The organism is Paraburkholderia sp. J7 (assembly GCF_905220155.1).
Classification (GTDB): Bacteria; Pseudomonadota; Gammaproteobacteria; order Burkholderiales; family Burkholderiaceae; genus Paraburkholderia.
Window position 1 is genome coordinate 183,278 of sequence record NZ_CAJMYZ010000013.1, and the last position, 18,403, is coordinate 201,680.

General features: G+C 64.5%; 16 protein-coding genes. 13 read left to right on the plus strand and 3 right to left on the minus strand.

The window, feature by feature from the left end; all coding sequences use genetic code 11:
• Positions 1-20: 20 nt before the first annotated feature.
• The 3 genes from U5A58_RS22105 to U5A58_RS22115 all read right to left on the minus strand — a co-directional run bounded on the left by U5A58_RS22105 (position 21) and on the right by U5A58_RS22115 (position 2,573).
• Positions 21-722: an XRE family transcriptional regulator gene (locus U5A58_RS22105; RefSeq protein ID WP_321963008.1), complete on the minus strand. Its 702-nt coding sequence runs from the start codon at positions 720-722 to the stop codon at positions 21-23.
• A 188-nt stretch (positions 723-910) separates the two neighbouring features.
• Positions 911-2,098, minus strand: coding sequence for an MFS transporter (locus U5A58_RS22110; RefSeq protein ID WP_321963009.1), 1,188 nt, complete (start codon positions 2,096-2,098; stop codon positions 911-913).
• A gap of 58 nt (positions 2,099-2,156) precedes the next feature.
• Entirely contained in the window at positions 2,157-2,573 is a 417-nt protein-coding gene (locus tag U5A58_RS22115; RefSeq protein ID WP_321963010.1) for a VOC family protein, read from the minus strand.
• A 115-nt stretch (positions 2,574-2,688) separates the two neighbouring features.
• On the opposite strand from U5A58_RS22115, the gene U5A58_RS22120 reads away from it, so the two are divergent.
• From U5A58_RS22120 to U5A58_RS22180, 13 genes are all read left to right on the plus strand, one after another.
• The gene (locus U5A58_RS22120) at positions 2,689-3,660 is read left to right on the plus strand and encodes a LysR family transcriptional regulator (RefSeq protein WP_321963011.1); all 972 of its coding nucleotides are present in this window, start codon (positions 2,689-2,691) and stop codon (positions 3,658-3,660) included.
• A gap of 281 nt (positions 3,661-3,941) precedes the next feature.
• On the plus strand, positions 3,942-5,315 hold the full coding sequence (gene miaB, locus U5A58_RS22125; RefSeq protein ID WP_321963012.1) for a tRNA (N6-isopentenyl adenosine(37)-C2)-methylthiotransferase MiaB: 1,374 nt from the start codon (positions 3,942-3,944) through the stop codon (positions 5,313-5,315).
• 56 nt (positions 5,316-5,371) lie between these two features.
• Positions 5,372-6,502: a PhoH family protein gene (locus U5A58_RS22130; RefSeq protein ID WP_321913707.1), complete on the plus strand. Its 1,131-nt coding sequence runs from the start codon at positions 5,372-5,374 to the stop codon at positions 6,500-6,502.
• A 35-nt stretch (positions 6,503-6,537) separates the two neighbouring features.
• Positions 6,538-6,999: an rRNA maturation RNase YbeY gene (gene ybeY, locus U5A58_RS22135; protein WP_321963013.1), complete on the plus strand. Its 462-nt coding sequence runs from the start codon at positions 6,538-6,540 to the stop codon at positions 6,997-6,999.
• 9 nt (positions 7,000-7,008) lie between these two features.
• Complete coding sequence (locus U5A58_RS22140; RefSeq protein ID WP_321963014.1) at positions 7,009-7,698, plus strand: gamma-glutamylcyclotransferase; 690 nt, start codon at positions 7,009-7,011, stop codon at positions 7,696-7,698.
• Between the two features lie 180 nt (positions 7,699-7,878).
• A complete protein-coding gene (locus U5A58_RS22145; RefSeq protein ID WP_321963015.1) occupies positions 7,879-8,772 on the plus strand; it encodes an HlyC/CorC family transporter in 894 nt (297 codons plus the stop codon).
• Positions 8,773-8,981: 209 nt separating this feature from the next.
• On the plus strand, positions 8,982-10,670 hold the full coding sequence (gene lnt / locus U5A58_RS22150; RefSeq protein ID WP_321963016.1) for an apolipoprotein N-acyltransferase: 1,689 nt from the start codon (positions 8,982-8,984) through the stop codon (positions 10,668-10,670).
• 251 nt (positions 10,671-10,921) lie between these two features.
• Positions 10,922-11,929, plus strand: a complete 1,008-nt coding sequence (gene glyQ, locus U5A58_RS22155; protein ID WP_321913702.1) for a glycine--tRNA ligase subunit alpha — start codon at positions 10,922-10,924, stop codon at positions 11,927-11,929.
• A gap of 16 nt (positions 11,930-11,945) precedes the next feature.
• Positions 11,946-14,045 (plus strand): glycine--tRNA ligase subunit beta, encoded by a 2,100-nt coding sequence (gene glyS / locus U5A58_RS22160; protein ID WP_321963017.1) that lies wholly within the window; start codon positions 11,946-11,948, stop codon positions 14,043-14,045.
• A 30-nt stretch (positions 14,046-14,075) separates the two neighbouring features.
• The gene (gene gmhB / locus U5A58_RS22165) at positions 14,076-14,639 is read left to right on the plus strand and encodes a D-glycero-beta-D-manno-heptose 1,7-bisphosphate 7-phosphatase (protein WP_321913700.1); all 564 of its coding nucleotides are present in this window, start codon (positions 14,076-14,078) and stop codon (positions 14,637-14,639) included.
• Positions 14,640-14,680: 41 nt separating this feature from the next.
• Entirely contained in the window at positions 14,681-15,442 is a 762-nt protein-coding gene (locus U5A58_RS22170; protein ID WP_321963018.1) for a lysophospholipid acyltransferase family protein, read from the plus strand.
• Positions 15,443-15,620: 178 nt separating this feature from the next.
• Positions 15,621-16,520, plus strand: coding sequence for a SprT family zinc-dependent metalloprotease (locus tag U5A58_RS22175; protein WP_321963019.1), 900 nt, complete (start codon positions 15,621-15,623; stop codon positions 16,518-16,520).
• Between the two features lie 671 nt (positions 16,521-17,191).
• Positions 17,192-18,262: a sugar transferase gene (locus U5A58_RS22180; RefSeq protein WP_321963057.1), complete on the plus strand. Its 1,071-nt coding sequence runs from the start codon at positions 17,192-17,194 to the stop codon at positions 18,260-18,262.
• The last annotated feature ends 141 nt before the right edge of the window (positions 18,263-18,403 follow it).

Consider the following 18,403-nt stretch of genomic DNA (forward strand, 5'->3'; position numbering starts at 1 on the left):
TGCAGCGCGAAAAAGTACGACTAGACAACGTGCTCGAAACGCGTTTTGTGCGACGCCGCATCGCCGCCAGCCGGCGCGGCGGGCACGTCCCAGCGCGGCGGCGTCTCGGCGTTGAGCGTCACGCGAAACACGCGCGCCTCGGTGTCGCCCGGGTTGCGCAGGCTGTGCGGCTGGTCGGCGTCGAAAAGAATCGCGTCGCCGGTGGCGAGCAGCTGGCGCCGATCGTGCACGCTCACTTCGAGCGTGCCCTCGCTCACCACGAGGTTCACCGTCGTGCCGGGCGGGCGGCGCACACCGGGCTCGGTGTGCAGTGGCGCAATGCGCAACTCGTGAAACTCGGCTGCGGCAGGCTCCCCTTCCGGATAGAGCGCCCGCGCCGAATAACGGCCGTCGGCGGAAACGAGGCGCGACGCGCGCTCGGCCGGCAAATGCTCGAAGCCGTTCACCGCATGCCGCCGCAGGAACGCCGAGACCGAAACCTTGAGCGCCGCCGCCACCTTGCACAGCACCTTGATCGACGGCACGCTGCGCGCGGACTCGACCTGAGCGAGCATCGCGCGCGAGACACCCGAGGCGCGTGCGAGCGCATCGAGCGATAGCTGGCGTTCGGCGCGCAGACGGGCGAGGTTCACGCCCACGAGATGCTCGAGCGCCTCGTGAGATCCTTCGGTGTGCGCAATATTGGGCTGCGCGTCGCGCACGAGCGCGAGGGGTGAATGCATGGCTGCCTCCAGGCGCGCCGCGTCATTGCGGCGCAAGAGCATGAATGGAGGCAAGACTAGCATCACGATTTGCCGCGCCCAACGAAGTTATCTTCACACTGTTATCAGCATTGCAGAGCGTGAATCCGGGATTGCTTTCGCGCCCTGCGCATAAGGCGCATTGCCTTGCGCATTACCCTCGCGGGCGCTCACGTATTTTGCTGCTGAGGCACACTCGCATGGCGCACCGGTACGTTGCGCGTATCGAGCCGCGCCGCCGCCCACGTCAGCACGAGCGCCGCCACCGAAACGGCCGCGGCCACCCACGGCAGCGAGTCGAGCGCCACGCCGTGCGCGATGGCGAGACCGCCCATCCACGCACCCATTGCATTACCGACGTTGAACGCGCCGATGTTCAGCGTCGATGCGAGATTCGGCGCCGCCGCCGCTTTCGCGACCACGCGCATCTGCAAGGGCGGCACGGTCGCGAACGCGGCGATGCCCCACACGAACACCGTGATCGCGGCGGGCCACATGGCGTGGCTCGTCTTCGTGAAGATGGCCATGACCACGGCGAGCATCACGAGAATGCCCATCAGCGAAGGCATCAGCGCGCGGTCCGCGAGCTTGCCGCCGAGCGTGTTGCCCAGCGTGAGCCCCACGCCGAACAACACGAGCATCAGCGTCACGCCGCGCGGCGAGAAGCCTCCGACCTGTTCGAGAATCGGCGCGATGTAGGTGAACACGACGAACACGCCGCCAAAGCCCAGCACCGTCATGCCGAGCGCGAGCCACACCTGCGGGTCGCGCAGCACGCGCACTTCGTGGCCGAGACCCGCGGGGCCGCTGTCGTGATGGTTGGGAACCAGCGCGGTCACGCCGATCAGCGAAATCACGCCAAAGCCGCTCACGATCCAGAACGCCACGCGCCAGCCGAACTGCTGGCCGATGGCCGTGCCGAACGGCACGCCCAGCACGGTGGCGAGCGTGAGCCCGGTGAACATCAGCGCGATGGCGCTCGCCCGCTTTTCCTGCGGCACAAGCGAGGCCGCCACGACGGCGCCGATGCCGAAGAACGAGCCGTGCGCGAACGAAGCGACCACGCGCGCGACCATCAGCAGCGAGTAGTTCGACGCGACGGCGCACATCACGTTGCCGACGATGAACACGCCCATCAGCAGTTGCAGCGCGAGCTTGCGAGGCATGCGGCTCGTGAGCGCGGCGAGCAGCGGCGCGCCGGCCGCCACGCCGAGCGCATAGCCGGTCACGAGCAGGCCCGCGGCGGGAATCGTCACGTGCAGATCGCGCGCGACGTCGGGCAACAGGCCCATGATGAGGAACTCGGTGGTGCCGATGGCAAAGGCGCTGATGGCCAGCGCGAGCAAGGGGATAGGCATCGAAATCTCCAAAAATCAGCCGGGATTCAAGTTGGCTTCAGGGCAAATCAGGCAACGGCTAGACCGCCGCGCCAGCGGGCATCGACGTCACGAACTCGACGACCACGCCCGGCGCGAGCGCCACGAAAAGCTGCACTTCCGCGCTCGCGGGCACCTCGGCCACTTGGTAAGGCACGCGGTGCGCGGCAAGCCGCTCGACGAGCGCGTGCCACTCAGCACCGGACGCCAAACGAAACGCCACGTGATCGATGCGCGGCGCCACGAGCGCGGACGAGGCACCTGGCAACTGCGCCGGCAAGTGCGCGGGCACGGTCGCATCGACCAGATGGATGACCGCGCGGCCGTTCGCGTAGAGCCAGTGACCGTCCACGCGAAACGGCGGGCGCGGGCCGTCGTCGAGGCCGACGATGTCGCGAAAGAAGCGGCATGTGCCTTCGAGGTCGGGCGTGACGAGGGTGACGTGATCGAGTTGCATGGCGTGCGGGCCGGGGCGGTTGTCCTGAAAACACGCGCATTGTCGCGGCTACGCTCAAATTTGATAATTGGCGTAGCATTTGAATCATTTTCAATCGCTTTCTAATAATCGCGCGATGGACAACCTCGGTGACGTGCGCCTTTTCGTGGAAGCCGCCCGCCTCGGCAGCCTTTCCGCGGCGGGGCGCAAGCTCGGCCTCACGCCCGCGGCGGCCAGCGCCCGGCTCGCGCGGCTCGAAGCGGAGCTGCATGCGCGTCTGTTCGACCGCACCACCCGCCAGTTGCGCCTCACCGACGAAGGCCGTATCTACCTCACCTGCAGCGAGCACGCGCTGCGCTCGCTCGACGACGCCAAGGCGGCCTTGCAGGAGGGCCAGAACGCGGTGCGCGGCAAGGTACGTATTTCGGCGACCTCGGATTTCGGCCGCAACCTGCTGATGACCTGGCTCGACGAATTCCGCGCCCTGTACCCCGACGTGCGTTTCGCGCTGATGCTGACCGACTCGCTCTCGAACCTCGTGCTCGAAGACATCGACCTCGCCATTCGTTTCGGCACGCCGCAGGACAGCTCGCTCGTCGCGCGCTGGCTCGCGCCGAACCGCCGCGTGCTGTGCGCCTCGCCCGCCTACCTCGCGCGCTGCGGCGAGCCGAGTGAGCCGAACGATCTGGCCCGTTTCGACTGCATCGTGATCGGCTCGGCGGCGGGGCCGGTGAACGAATGGCGCTTCACGCGCGGCGACGAAACGCAGACCTACACGGTGCCGCTCGACGGCGCGCTCGAATCCACCGATGGCGAAGTGGCGCGCCAGTGGGCGCTCTGCGGCTATGGGTTGGCGGTAAAGTCGATCTGGGATGTCGCCGACGACCTGCGCGCCGGGCGGCTCAAGACGGTGATGCCCGAGTGGCGCTACCCCAACGCGCCGCTGCACGCGCTCTATCACCGCAACCGTTTTCTCGCGCCGCGCGTGCGGGCGTTGCTCGACTTCCTCACCGAGCGTTTCGCGCAGACTTCGGGCGAACTGGAGGCGCTGGTGCCTTGCAGCGATCCGGCCGAAGCGACGCAAAGCCGAAGGCGCAAGCGGATATAATGTTGCATTGCGCAGAAAGCGATCCGCAGCCGCAACCGCATGGGCCAATCGTTGGCCAATGCGCGTCGGCAAAATGACGCGAAAAGCAAAGCGGAACGTCCCAGGAATGGCAAAACGCGCATTGCCAGAAACAGGGTGCCAACGCCGGTCTCTTAGCCGGTCTCCCCGCACCCCGATTCGGCCCCATAAAACACCGTAGTCCTGACGTGCAGACCGTGCCTCACGCACGTGCATCAAGCGGACGACGCCCCCAGGTCAACCACTGCGAACGGCGAAACCCGATGACCAAGAAAGTTTATGTAAAGACCTTTGGCTGCCAGATGAACGAGTACGACTCCGACAAGATGGTCGACGTACTCGGCGCCGCCGAAGGTCTCGTGAAGACCGACACCCCCGAAGACGCGGACGTCATTCTCTTCAACACCTGCTCGGTGCGCGAAAAGGCGCAGGAGAAGGTGTTTTCCGACCTCGGCCGCGTGCGCGAGCTGAAGGAAGCGAACCCGAACCTGCTGATCGGCGTGGGCGGCTGCGTGGCGAGCCAGGAAGGCGCGGCGATCGTCGCGCGCGCCCCGTATGTGGACCTCGTGTTCGGCCCGCAAACGCTGCACCGCCTGCCGCAGATGATCGACGCGCGCCGCGCCTCGGGCCGCGCGCAGGTGGACATCTCCTTCCCCGAAATCGAGAAGTTCGACCATCTGCCGCCCGCACGTGTGGAAGGCCCGAGCGCGTTCGTCTCGATCATGGAAGGCTGCTCGAAATACTGCAGCTACTGCGTCGTGCCGTACACGCGCGGTGAAGAAGTCTCGCGACCGCTCGACGACGTGCTCACCGAAATCGCCGGTCTCGCCGACCAGGGCGTGCGTGAAGTCACGCTGCTCGGCCAGAACGTGAACGCGTATCGAGGTGCGCTGACCAATGGCGCGCAAGACGTGGCCGACTTCGCCACGCTCATCGAATACGTCGCGGACATCCCCGGAATCGAGCGCATCCGCTACACGACTTCGCACCCGAAGGAATTCACGCAGCGCCTGATCGACACCTACGCGAAGGTGCCCAAGCTCGTGAGCCACCTGCATCTGCCGGTGCAGCACGGCTCGGACCGCGTGCTCATGGCGATGAAGCGCGGCTACACCGTGCTCGAGTACAAGTCGATCATCCGCAAGCTGCGCGCGATCCGCCCGGACCTGTCGCTCTCCACGGACTTTATCGTCGGCTTCCCCGGCGAGACCGAAGAGGACTTCCAGAAGATGATGGCGCTCGTCGAGGAGATGAGCTACGACACGAGCTTCTCGTTCATCTACAGCCCGCGCCCGGGCACGCCCGCCGCGAATCTCGAAGACGACACGCCGCGCGAGGTGAAGCTCAAGCGCCTGCAGCACCTGCAGGCCACGATCGAAGAGAACGTCGCGCGCATCAGCCAGTCGATGGTTGGCCGAGTCGAGCGCATTCTCGTGGAAGGCCCTTCGCGCAAGGACCCGAGCGAACTGTCGGGCCGCACGCAAAACAACCGCGTGGTGAACTTCCCGGCGCCGCTCGCTTCGCACGCGCGCCTGATCGGCCAGATGATCGACGTGAAGATCAACCACGCGTACCCGCACTCGCTGCGCGGCGAAATCGTGCTCGCGCACGAAGAAGCCTCGACGCTCGCGCATTAATCGTGCATTAATCGGCTCGACGCACCCAGCCAGGAATTCAGGAGTTCAGAGACACCTTGAAGCCCAATCAGCAGCATCTGGAATTCACCGCGCCGCGCGACGACAACGCGCGGCTTGCCAACCTCTGCGGCCCGCTCGACGAAAACCTGCGGCAGATCGAGCAAGCGCTCGACGTGACGCTCGCACGGCGCGGCCATCGCATCAGCATTCGCGGGCGCGGCGCCAGGCTGGCGCTCACGGCGCTCGAAAACTTCTACAACCGGGCGCGCGATCCGCTTTCCGTCGACGACATTCAGCTCGCGCTCGTCGAAGCACGACACCCGGCGAGCTTCGGCGGCAACTCGGCCAACGATCCGCGCGGCAATGGCAACGGCGGCGTGCGCGGCAATGCCGGTGGTGGCAACGGCAACAATGACGCCACCGAGATCGACCCGCGTTTTCGCGGCGACCCCGATCATCCGTTCGACGAACCCGCGCGCGAAGGCGTCGATGTCGAAGAACTGGGCCCGAAGCTCTACACGCGCCGCGCCGACCTGCGTGGCCGCACGCCCGCGCAGCGCGAGTACCTCAAGCAGATCATCTCGCACGACGTGACGTTCGGCATCGGGCCCGCGGGCACCGGCAAGACCTATCTCGCCGTGGCCTGCGCCGTGGACGCGCTGGAACGCGATCAGGTCAAGCGCATCGTGCTCACGCGTCCGGCCGTGGAAGCGGGCGAGCGCCTCGGCTTCCTGCCGGGCGATCTCTCGCAGAAGGTCGATCCGTATCTGCGCCCGTTGTACGACGCGCTTTACGATCTGCTCGGCTTCGACAAGACCGCGAAAATGTTCGAGCGCCAGATGATCGAAATCGCGCCGCTCGCGTACATGCGCGGACGCACGCTCAATCACGCGTTCATCATTCTCGACGAGGCGCAGAACACCACGCCCGAGCAGATGAAGATGTTCCTCACGCGTATCGGCTTCGGCTCGAAGGCGGTCGTGACCGGCGACACCACGCAGATCGACTTGCCGCGCGGCCACAAGAGCGGCCTGATCGAAGCCCAGCATGTGCTCAAGGACGTGCGCGGCATCGCCGTCACGCACTTCACGAGTGCGGACGTCGTGCGCCACCCGCTCGTCGCGCGTATCGTCGAGGCTTATGACGCGCATTCGAAAAAGGACGAAGGCGTGGGCGACGCGCGCTAACGCCGCCGCCTGCGTCGTATCACTGCTTTAGCCCCATGCCCCGTGCACCGAAACTCAAACTGACTGTGCAGTTCCCCGCCGCGAAGGCGTTCCCCGAGCACAAGGCCGCGCTGCCGCGCGCCACCGTGGCGGCGTGGCTCAAGGCCGCGCTCTTCGCGGACGCGGAGCTGGCCGTGCGCTTCGTCGACGCCGAGGAAGGCCGCACGCTCAACCGCACGTATCGCGGCAAGGACTACGCGACCAACGTGCTCACCTTCGCTTATGCGGAGAGCCAAGACGATCCGGTCACGGGCGATCTGATTCTGTGCTGCCCCGTGGTGGAGAAGGAAGCCGCCGAGCAGGGCAAGCCGCTCGCCGCGCACTACGCGCACCTGCTCGTGCACGGCGCGCTGCACGCGCAGGGCTACGATCACGAAGACGAGGCCGAAGCCGAAGAGATGGAAGGCATCGAGACCGAAGTGCTCAACTCGCTAGGCTTTCCTGATCCGTACAAGTAAGCCCCCGCCATGAACGACAAGCGCACGCCCGAATTCGCCGAACTCCCAGTCCTGCCCGAGGCGGGCGAAGCGAGCGTGCCCTGCCCCGGCTACCCGCCGGTGCTTGGCGAGTCGCGGCTTTTGAGCGAAGACGAGCTGCGCGCCTCGCTCGACTGCACACTGAAATCGAAAGGCTGGGACGGCGCAAGCGACATCTGGCTCTTCGGCTATGGCTCGCTGATCTGGAACCCAGGCCTGCCCACCGTCGAGAACGTGCGTTCGCGCGTGCACGGCTACCATCGCGGGCTTTACCTGTGGTCGCGCGTGAACCGCGGCACGCCCGAGCAACCGGGCCTCGTGCTCGCACTCGACCGCGGCGGCTCGTGCGCGGGCGTCGCGTTCCGTCTCGCCGCCGAAGGCGTGATGCCGCACCTCGAAGCGCTCTGGCGCCGCGAAATGCCGATGGGCTCGTACCGCCCGGCCTGGCTGCCCTGCGTGCTCGCCGACGGCCGCCATGTCGACGCGCTCGCCTTCGTCATGCGGCGCGATGTGGCGTCCTACACCGGCAAGCTTTCCGAAGCGACCGTGCGCACCGTGTTCGGCTGCGCGTCGGGCCGCTATGGCACGACGCTCGATTACGTGCGCCGCACCGTGGACGCGCTGCGCGAGAGCGGTATGCGCGACCGCGCGCTGGAGCGGCTGCTCGCGCGCTGCGCGTAAGCCTCGTGTAACTGCCCCGGCTTTTTTCTTCCACCGGGCGGCCACACCGCATCTGCGATAGGATTGATCTGCCGGTGTGTAACGTACGTGTGCCATGACACGGTCGCGCCACCGGCATGTTGTATCCTTAACCCTCCGCAACAGCGCGCCCTGCCCCCAAGCGGCAAAGGGCGCACCACCATGAACGACTCCTATCCCAGTCGACGCCAGACCGACAAACCGCAGGAAAAGCGCTCGCTACTCGAGCGGCTGACCGACTTCATCTCGCCCGAGCCCGACTCGCGCGCCGAGCTTCTCGAAATCCTCCAGGACGCGCACGCGCGCAACCTGATCGACGCCGATTCGCTTTCGATGATCGAAGGCGTGTTCCAGGTATCCGAGCTTTGCGCGCGCGACATCATGATCCCGCGCGCCCAGATGGACGCGATCAACATCGCCGAAAGTCCTGACGAATTCATTCCGTTCGTGCTCGAGAAAGCGCACTCGCGCTACCCCGTGTACGACGGCAATCGCGACAACGTGATCGGCGTGCTGCTCGCGAAAGATCTGCTGCGCTACTACGCCGAAGAAGAGTTCGACGTGCGCGGCATGCTGCGCCCGGCCGTATTTATTCCCGAGTCCAAGCGCCTGAACGTGCTGCTGCACGACTTTCGCCAGAACCGCAACCACATCGCCATCGTCGTGGACGAGTACGGCGGCGTGGCCGGTCTCATCACGATCGAGGACGTGCTGGAGCAGATCGTCGGCGACATCGAAGACGAGTACGACTTCGACGAGGAAAGCGGCAACATCATCGCCTCGCCCGACGGGCGCTTCCGGGTGCGCGCGCTCACCGAAATCGAACAGTTCAACGAGGCGTTCGGCACCCATTATTCGGACGAGGAAGTCGATACGATCGGCGGGTTCGTCACGAACCACTTCGGGCACGTGCCGCATCGCGGGGAGAAGGTCCGCATCGACGACCTGATCTTCGAGGTGCTGCGCGCCGACGCGCGCCAGGTCCACATGCTGCTCGTGCGCCGCGACCCGATGGCAGGACAGCGCGAAGCCGCGCTGCAGCCGCCGGGCACCTGAGCTCGCGCGAGCGCGCCTCGTATGCGCCGATGACGCCAGCCTTTGGGCTGGCGTTTTTGCTTCGAGCGCGCGGATGTCCCGATCCGTCCCCAGCAGAGCTTCCCGGGAACGACGCACGAAAGTGCTATCGTTGCGCTCGTCGCGCAATCCGCGCTCGCGCGTTTTATCGCGCCTCTTATCGCGCTTTTCATCGCATTCCACAGCACCGCATGGCCGAACCGATCGATACCCGCACGCGCACCGAGCCGCGCGCGACCGCCACCACCAACGGCGCCGCGCGCCGCGCGCTGCCCTTCTGGCACTATCTCGCGGCCGCCGCGCTGGGCGCACTCAACACGCTGTCGTTCGCGCCCACGCCGCACGGCGGCTGGCTCGCCATTGCGATCTTCGCGCTGTTCTACTGCTGGCTCACGCGCACGACCGGCTGGAAGAGTGCGCTCTTCACCGGCTGGGCATTCGGCTTCGGCAACTTCGTGAGCGGCGTGTGGTGGCTCTACGTGAGCATGCACTTCTACGGCGGCATGCCCGCCGTGCTCGCGGGCGCGGCGCTCGTGCTGTTCTCGCTCTATCTCGGTGTGTATCCGGCGCTCGCCGCGCTCATCTGGTCGTTCTGCGCGGGACATGCGAAAAATGGACGCAGCGGCGAGTTGCCGTTTTCGCCGACGTGGCACGGCGCCTTCGCGTTCGCAAGCGCGTGGGCGCTCGGCGAATGGGCGCGCGGCTACGTGTTCACCGGCTTTCCGTGGCTTGCGAGCGGCTACGCGCAGGTGGACGGCCCGCTCGCCGGTTTCGCGCCGATCGTCGGCGTGTATGGCGTGGGCTGGGTGCTCGCGCTCGTTGCGGCGCTCATCGCTCAGGCGCTTTTGCGCGTGCGCGACGTGAATCGCCAGCCCGCAGCGCCCTCGCGCAGCGCGGTCGCGACGCCGGCGCTGCTCGCTGTCGCCGTGATCGCAGCCGGCATGCTGCTCTCGCTCGTCTCGTGGACGCAACCGTCCGGCACGCCGCTCAACGTGCGTCTCTTGCAAGGCAACGTCAAGCAGGACATGAAATTCTCCGAGGCCGGCTTTACCGACGCGCTCAACGAGTTCCAGAAGCTCATCACCGAAAAACCCGCCGATCTCGTCGTCACGCCCGAAACCGCCGTGCCGGTGCTCGTGCAGGAGATTCCCCAGAAGTTCGGCCGCGATATCCGCGCCTTCGCCGACGGCACGAACACGGCCATCCTGTTCGGCGCAGTGGGCGGCACGATCACGCCCGACGGACGCGTGACCGACTACACCAATAGCCTCTTCGGCATCACGCCGGGCCAGAACGGTCTTTATCGCTACGACAAGCATCACCTCGTGCCCTTCGGCGAGTTCGTGCCCTGGGGCTTCCGCTGGTTCGTCAATCTCATGAACATCCCGCTCGGTGACTTCGCGCGCGGGGCGCCTGTGCAGCCGCCGTTCCGCGTGCACGGTGAACTCGTGGCCGTGAACATTTGCTACGAGGACATCTTCGGCGAGGAAATCGCGCGCATTGTGCGCGAGAGCCCCACCTCGCCGGGCATCCTCATCAACTCGACGAACCTCGCGTGGTTCGGCGACACCATCGCGCTCGACCAGCATCTGCAGATCGCACGCATGCGCTCGCTCGAAACCGGCCGGCCGATGCTGCGCGCGACCAACACGGGCGCGACCGCCGCCATCGACGCGAAAGGCCGCGTGATCGCGCGTCTGCCTACGTTCACGGCGGGCTCGCTCGACGTGAAGGTGGAAGGCACGAGCGGCTTCACGCCCTACGTGACGAGCGGCAACAACACCGTGATCGCCGTTTCGATGCTGCTGCTGGCGCTCGGCTTTGCGTTCGGACCGGCCTTCAAGGGCGCGAAGACGCGCAAGCCGGCGGACGAAAAATAAGGCGCGCGCAAGGCACACGCAACGTCGCGCCGACGACGCAACCACACCGCTGCCGGCCGCCGGAACCCCGTCCAGGTCTCAAGGCTCCGGCAATCCGGTAAAATTCAACGTTTTAGCACCTGGCCGCCTCCCGGCCCGGGCCACGCAAGGGGAAGGGGCAAGGCGGAGAATCGCCGCCCCGCCGGCGCGCTCGCTTAAGGCGGGCCCGCCGCATTCCGCTCCCGAAAGCCCGAAAGACACTGCAGGCACACATGCTCACGTTTCAGCAAATCATCCTGACGCTCCAGTCTTACTGGGACAAGCAGGGCTGCGCACTGCTCCAGCCGATCGACATGGAAGTCGGCGCCGGCACCTCGCACGTCCACACCTTCCTGCGCGCAATCGGCCCCGAGCCGTGGCGCGCGGCCTACGTGCAGCCCTCGCGGCGCCCGAAGGACGGCCGCTACGGCGAGAACCCGAACCGCCTGCAGCACTACTACCAGTACCAGGTGGTGCTCAAGCCCGCGCCGGAAAACATTCTCGACCTGTACCTCGGCTCGCTCGAGGCGCTCGGCTTCGACCTGAAGCAGAACGACGTGCGCTTCGTCGAAGACGACTGGGAGAACCCCACGCTCGGCGCCTGGGGCCTTGGCTGGGAAGTGTGGCTCAACGGCATGGAAGTCACGCAGTTCACCTACTTCCAGCAAGTGGGCGGCATCGACTGCAAGCCGGTGCTCGGCGAAATCACCTACGGTCTCGAGCGTCTCGCCATGTATCTGCAGAAGGTCGAGAACGTCTACGACCTCGTCTGGACCGAGTGGGAAGAGCAAGGCCCGAACGGCCCGGAACTGCGCCGCCTCACGTATGGCGACGTCTATCACCAGAACGAAGTCGAGCAATCGACCTACAACTTCGAGCACGCGAACGTCGACCTGCTGTTCACGTTCTTCAATGCGTACGAAAGCGAAGCGAAGCGCATGATCGATCTGCAGCTCGCACTGCCCGCCTACGAACTCGTGCTCAAGGCCGGCCACACGTTCAACCTGCTCGACGCGCGCGGCGCGATTTCCGTGACGGAGCGTGCAGCGTACATCGGCCGCATTCGCGCGCTGTCGCGCAGCGTGGCGCAGTCGTACTACGAGTCGCGCGAGAAGCTCGGCTTCCCGATGCTCGGCAACCCCGTGCACGGCGTGCCTGGCCTCACCACCGACGAACAGGACGCCGCGATGCCCGCCTGGGCGCCGCCGCTGAAGGTCGAACGCAAGTTCGACGAGGCATGACCGGATCTCCAGAACAATGACGCAAGCTCATCACGCCACTCTCCTCGTCGAACTGCTGACCGAGGAACTGCCGCCCAAGGCCCTCGCGCGCCTGGGCGACGCGTTCGCCGAAGGCATCGCGCAGCGCCTCGCCGCGCGCGACCTGATCGAAGGCGATCTCTCGTTCGAACGTTACGCCACGCCGCGCCGCCTCGCGGTCACGATCAAGAACGTGCGCAGCGTCGCGCCCGAAAAGCAGGTGCGCGAAAAAGTGCTGCCCGTTTCGGTCGCGCTCGACGCGAGCGGCCAGCCCACCGCGCCGCTCGCGAAGAAGCTCGCGGCGCTCGGCTTCCCCGATTTCCCGGTTAGCGACCTTGAACGCGCAAGCGACGGCAAGAACGAAGCGTTCTTCCTGCGCTACTCGGCGCCTGGCGCCACGCTCGCCGACGGCCTGCAAGCCGTGCTCGACGAAGCGCTCGGCAAGCTGCCGATCCCGAAGGTCATGACCTACCAGCGCCCGGACGGCAGCAACGTGCAGTTCGTGCGCCCGGTGCATCGCCTCACGGTGCTGCACGGCGACCAGATCGTGCCGGTCACGGCATTCGGCGTCGACGCCGACGACACCACGCGCGGCCACCGCTTCCTCTCGGAAGGCCTGATCGCCATTCAGCACGCCGACGAGTACGCGCACACGCTCCAGCACAAGGGCTTCGTGATCGCGAGCTACGCCGACCGCCGCGAGTCGATTCGCGCACAACTCATCGAACAGGCCGGCAGCGACAAGGTCGTGATGCCCGAGTCGCTGCTCGACGAAGTGAATTCGCTCGTCGAATGGCCGGTTGTGTATGCATGCAAGTTCGAGGACGAATTCCTGCAAGTGCCGCAGGAATGCCTGATCCTCACGATGCAGACGAACCAGAAGTACTTCGCGCTCACCGACGACCAGGGCCGCCTGCGCTCGCGCTTCCTGATCGTCTCGAACATCGCGACACAAACGCCCGACGAGATCGTCGAAGGCAACGAACGCGTGGTGCGCCCGCGTCTGGCCGACGCGAAGTTCTTCTTCGAGCAGGACAAGAAGAAGCCGCTGGCCGACCGTGTACCGCTGCTCGCGAACGTCGTGTATCACAACAAGCTCGGCTCGACGCTTCAGCGCGTGGAGCGCCTCGAAGCGATCGCCGGCCAGATCGCTGAACTTTCCGGCGCCGACGTCGCGCTCGCGAAACGTGGCGCGCGCCTTGCGAAGGCCGACCTGCTCACCGACATGGTAGGCGAGTTCCCGGAGCTGCAAGGCACGATGGGCACCTACTACGCGCGCCACGACGGCGAACCCGAAGAAGTGGCGATTGCGTGCTCCGAGCACTACCAGCCGCGCTTCTCGGGCGACGCCCTGCCCGCTACCACCACGGGCACGATCGTCGCGCTCGCGGACAAGCTCGAAACGCTCGTCGGCATCTGGGGCATTGGCCTCGCGCCCACGGGTGAGAAAGACCCGTTCGCGCTGCGCCGCCACGCGCTGGGCGTGCTGCGCATTCTCGTCGAGAAGCAACTGCCGCTCGACCTCGTCGACTTGCTGCGCGCCACGTACGCGCAATTCGCCGGCATCGAGGCGGTGACGGAATCGACCCAGGCCATCTACGAGTTCTGCATGGACCGCCTGCGCGGCATGCTGCGCGAACGCGGCTTTGCGGCGACTGAAGTGGACGCCGTGCTCGCATTGAACCCCACGCGCTTCGACGACATCGTCTCGCGTCTGGACGCGGTGCGCGAATTCGCAGCGCTCGCGGAAGCGGCGTCGCTTGCGGCGGCCAACAAGCGCATCTCCAACATCCTCAAGAAGTCCGAGGGTGCGCAAGACGCCGGCGTGCAAGTCGCCCTTTTCGTCGAAGCCGCCGAAAAGGCGCTCTACGCGCAGCTCGAACAGGTCGCGCCGCGCGTGGAAACGCAACTCGCCGCACGCGAATACACGGGCGCACTCACCGCGCTCGCGGCGCTGCGCGAAACCGTGGACACGTTCTTCAACGACGTGATGGTCAACGCCGAAGACCCGGCGCTGCGTGCGAACCGCCTCGCGCTGCTCAAGGCGCTGCATCGCCAGATGAACAGCGTCGCGGACATCTCGCGACTCGCTGCATAAGCGGAAAAAAGCGGAACTGAGCAAGACGCCATGCCGAACAGCACCACCAGAAAACTCGTGATCCTCGACCGCGACGGCGTGATCAACGTCGACTCCGACGCGTTCATCAAGTCGCCGGACGAATGGATCGCGATTCCCGGCAGCCTCGAAGCGATCGCGCGCCTGAACCAGGCGGGCTATCGCGTTGCGGTGGCGTCGAACCAGTCGGGCATCGGGCGCGGACTGTTCGACATGGCCGCGCTCAACGCCATGCACGCGAAGATGCACCGCCAGGCTGCGGCCGTGGGCGGGCGCATCGACGCCGTGTTCTTCTGCCCGCACACGGCGCAGGACCATTGCGAGTGCCGCAAGCCGCTGCCGGGCATGCTCAAGATGATCGCAGAGCGCTTCGAGATCGAGCCCGCCGATACTCCGGTGGTAGGCGACTCGCTGCGCGACCTGCAAGCGGGCGCGGCGCTCGGCTTCCGCACCCACCTCGTGCGCTCGGGCAAGGGCGAGAAAACGCTCGCCGCCGGCGGCTTGCCTGAAGGCACGATGATCCACGACGACCTGCGCGCTTTCGCGCTCGATTTTCTCGCGAACGCCACTGCGTGAAGGCGCAGGCAGTTCCCGCGTACATTAACCCGGCTCGACCGATGCGCTTTCTCCGCTCCCTGCTGCTGTTCATCTACTTCATCGTCTACACGATGCCGTACGCAACGGCGTGCTTTATCGCGTTCCCGTTCCTGAACGCGACGCGACGCTACTGGATGGCCGTGGGCTGGTGCCGCTCCACGCTGTTCGTCGCGCGCCACCTCAATGGCATTCGCTACCGCATCGAAGGCATGGAGAACCTGCCCAACGGGCCGGCCGTGCTGCTCTCGAAGCACCAGTCCGCATGGGAAACGCTGGCGTTCCCTGCGCTCATGCCGCGACCGCTGTGCTACGTGTTCAAGCGCGAGCTGCTGTTCGTGCCGTTCTTCGGCTGGGCACTCGGCATGCTGAAGATGGTTCACATCAACCGCAAGGAAGGCAAGAACGCCTTCACCTCGGTAATTCGCCAGGGCAAGCAGCGCATGGCCGAAGGCGCGTGGGTGATCATGTTCCCCGAAGGCACGCGCATACCGGTGGGCAAGCAGGGCAAGTACAAGACCGGCGGCCCGCGCTTTGCCATCGAAACCGGCGCGCCCGTGGTGCCGATCGCGCACAATGCGGGCCACGTCTGGCCGCGAAACTCGTTCATTAAATATCCGGGTATAGTCACAGTGTCGATCGGCAAGCCGATCGAGACGACCGGACTCACGCCCGACGAAGTGAACACGCGCGTGGAACAGTGGATCGAAACGGAAATGCGACGCATCGATCCTGAGGCGTATCGCGAAACGGATGGCGCAGCGGCGAAAGCAGCGGGGATTTGAGGCGTCGGCGCTTGACGTGCTGGCTCGCGTTGCACGGAGGATTGGCACGCGAGTGTTGGCGCTGCTCGGCGCACGGCTGAGCGCGCCGAGCAACATTGAGCCAGAAGCCCCACGCACGCGCCCCGCGAAAAGCGGCAAACGCCCACGCCGCGCACGCCCATCCGCACCAGGCCTGACGATGCAGAAGTCCCCCACGCCGCGCCCAAACGCGGCACTCGACAACCGGCAGCTCGACTTGCCGCTCTTTGCTGAACCGGCGCCTGTTGTGGCGCCTGATGCGTCCTCTCCCTCACTCACTCCGCAGCCCGCTCCTTTGCTATCGCCTGAAAAGCCCGGCAAGGCACCGCTCGCGCCCGATGGCACGCGCCTGCGAACTGTCGCGCTTGGCGCGCGTACGCTGCATTACCGGCTCAAGCGCTCTTCGCGTAAATCGATAGGGTTTGTGATCGATGGAACGGGGCTTAGCATCACCGCGCCCAGGTGGGTCACGATCGCCGATATCGAGACCGCTATCGCTGAGAAGCAGCGGTGGATTTTTGCGAAGCTCGCGGAGTGGCAGACGCGCACGGAGCAACGCGCGTTGCCTCGCGTGGAATGGCGCGATGGGGCTGAACTGCCCTTTCTTGGCAAACCGATTACGGTGAGGCTTGGGGCTTCTGTGCTCGCGTTTGATGAAGCGAGCCGTGTTCTTGCGTTGCCGTTGCCGCCGCATGCTGAAGCGCAGCAGATCAAGGATCGCGTGACTGGGTGGCTTCAGGGTGAAGCGACACGGGTTTTTGGTGAGCGACTTGAGGTTTATGCGGAGAGGCTTGGGGTTACGTTTCGGTCTTATGCGCTTTCTTCGGCTGCCACGCGGTGGGGGAGCTGTTCAAGCGAAGGCAGGATTCGCTTGAACTGGCGGTTGATTCATTTTCCGCTTTCGGTGGTGGACTATGTGGTTGCGCATGAGCTCGCGCATTTGCGCGAGATGAATCATAGCCCGCGGTTCTGGCAGACGGTCGAGTCGATCTTTCCGGAGTTCCGGGAGGCGAGGAAGCAGTTGAAGCAGCATCCGCCGGAGATGATGCCGGAGGTGTGAGACCTCCATTTCTGCCCGCTGGCGCGGGCATGTATTCTTGTTTTTATTACAACTGCCCTGCTGCGACATCGAGAGAACACGCGCTCGCACGCTTCGTTTGCCCGCGGACTCACGCCGAGCGCCTATTCTCCGCGCTGCCGAAATTGACCGATACTGCGTCGCCAGATAAAACGTCAAATAATATCGAATTTGCGCCTAAGAATTGTTTTAGTTTAATCTAACAAATCAATACGACGAACAAACTATATTTCAATTTCAGACGATTCCGATTCTTCTCCAACGACAAGAAGACCAGAATTGAGATCTGGCAACACTGGGCACCAAGCGGAAAAAGCGGGATTGCCGCACAGAATCGCGGTTAGAAGCGTTTGATTTTCTTGAAAATCATGCTTCTCTATGGGCTTCCTCCACCCCTCCCAGTATCACGAAAAAGCCGTCCTAGTGATGATTGTCGTCACGTTCGGCCGTTGATCTATGCCGCACCTGACACCGTCAGCGGATTTGAATTGATTTCTCTGTGATTTGACGACATTCGATTAGATAAGCACTACTAATCGCAATGAGAAATGCCCTACGATTTGATTCAAATCAATTCAAAAATCTGCCTAACCATCTTGATTTGCAATCGAACTGAAATGAATATGCCGCTGCAAGCATCGAGAGTCGCGCTAGTGCCAAGGATATTGCCCCGCGTAGTTGACGTTTCGCTCGTTGTGCTAGGCGCCCTTCTCCCCCTTTGGATCAATACGTCGAACGAGTCGTATGACCGCACGTTCGACGGATTGCTCGTCGCGTTCGCAGCAGCGCTAGCCTTATCAGTCTTTCCGGCGTGCGGCATCTACCGGTCGATCCAGCGGAGTTCGTTCCTGCGGCTCCTCGTCAAGACGCTACTAAGCTGGAGCGTGGTCCAAGGCGGCAGCATCCTTCTGCTTCACCTCCTCGGGCGGCACGACGTACTGTTGAGCAGTTGGTTCCTGGATTGGACAATCGCGAGCGGCATCGCCCTGGTGGCGGTTCACGCCATGGCTCGCGCAGCTATTCGATTTTCGGGCTCCGTCATTCGCGTGCCTGTAGAGGCTAATTCGATGTCGTACTCTCCTTCGACATTGGCCTCCGTCTCACATATTCAGGCAGCGTCTAGCCGCCTCAAGCGCACGTTTGACCTCGTCGTGGCTTCGCTGCTGCTCGTCATCCTGTCGCCCGTCTTTCTATTGATCGCTCTCCTGATCGTGCGAGACGGCGGTCCGGCGATTTTCGGTCATCTCCGCGTTGGGCGTGAGGGCAAGCTGTTTCGCTGTCTAAAGTTCCGGTCCATGGTTCCCGATGCCGACATCGTCTTACAGACGTTGCTGGCACGTGACCCAGTTGCTCGCGCGGAATGGGAGCGCGAACACAAACTCAAAAACGATGTTCGGATTACAGCAGTAGGACAATTTCTACGCCGCACCAGTCTTGATGAATTGCCACAGTTGCTCAACGTCCTGCGCGGCGAAATGAGTCTGGTCGGTCCTCGGCCAATCGTGACCGATGAACTGGCGCGCTACGGGCAAGACGCAACCTATTACCTCGCAGTCAAGCCGGGTATGACCGGGCTCTGGCAAGTGAGCGGCCGCAACGATACAGACTATCCGACGCGTGTCTCACTCGACGTGACCTATATCCGAAACTGGACGTTTCTCGTCGACCTACGGATCCTGCTCAAGACCGTTGATGTCGTCGTAAACGGCCGTGGTGCCTATTGAAACTAATCAAAGTTGTAAAAGGATTATCTGGTGGGGAAAGTGCAACGCGTACACCCAATTCCATTGGCGGTGTTGCATCCATCTGCCGAAGTAAGCTAGCCATGATTCACAAGACAGTTACCCAGTCCCAGCGTGGGGCCA

Excerpts from the sequence above, each read along its gene's own strand:
- U5A58_RS22140 (WP_321963014.1), top strand. The coding sequence starts at position 7,009 with ATGAACGACAAGCGCACGCCCGAATTCGCCGAACTCCCAGTCCTGCCC.
- U5A58_RS22170 (WP_321963018.1), top strand. The coding sequence starts at position 14,681 with ATGCGCTTTCTCCGCTCCCTGCTGCTGTTCATCTACTTCATCGTCTAC.
- U5A58_RS22120 (WP_321963011.1), top strand. The coding sequence starts at position 2,689 with ATGGACAACCTCGGTGACGTGCGCCTTTTCGTGGAAGCCGCCCGCCTC.
- U5A58_RS22175 (WP_321963019.1), top strand. The coding sequence starts at position 15,621 with ATGCAGAAGTCCCCCACGCCGCGCCCAAACGCGGCACTCGACAACCGG.
- U5A58_RS22145 (WP_321963015.1), top strand. The coding sequence starts at position 7,879 with ATGAACGACTCCTATCCCAGTCGACGCCAGACCGACAAACCGCAGGAA.
- gmhB (WP_321913700.1), top strand. The coding sequence starts at position 14,076 with ATGCCGAACAGCACCACCAGAAAACTCGTGATCCTCGACCGCGACGGC.
- U5A58_RS22110 (WP_321963009.1), bottom strand. The coding sequence starts at position 2,098 with ATGCCTATCCCCTTGCTCGCGCTGGCCATCAGCGCCTTTGCCATCGGC.
- miaB (WP_321963012.1), top strand. The coding sequence starts at position 3,942 with ATGACCAAGAAAGTTTATGTAAAGACCTTTGGCTGCCAGATGAACGAG.
- glyQ (WP_321913702.1), top strand. The coding sequence starts at position 10,922 with ATGCTCACGTTTCAGCAAATCATCCTGACGCTCCAGTCTTACTGGGAC.
- glyS (WP_321963017.1), top strand. The coding sequence starts at position 11,946 with ATGACGCAAGCTCATCACGCCACTCTCCTCGTCGAACTGCTGACCGAG.
- lnt (WP_321963016.1), top strand. The coding sequence starts at position 8,982 with ATGGCCGAACCGATCGATACCCGCACGCGCACCGAGCCGCGCGCGACC.
- U5A58_RS22115 (WP_321963010.1), bottom strand. The coding sequence starts at position 2,573 with ATGCAACTCGATCACGTCACCCTCGTCACGCCCGACCTCGAAGGCACA.
- ybeY (WP_321963013.1), top strand. The coding sequence starts at position 6,538 with ATGCCCCGTGCACCGAAACTCAAACTGACTGTGCAGTTCCCCGCCGCG.
- U5A58_RS22105 (WP_321963008.1), bottom strand. The coding sequence starts at position 722 with ATGCATTCACCCCTCGCGCTCGTGCGCGACGCGCAGCCCAATATTGCG.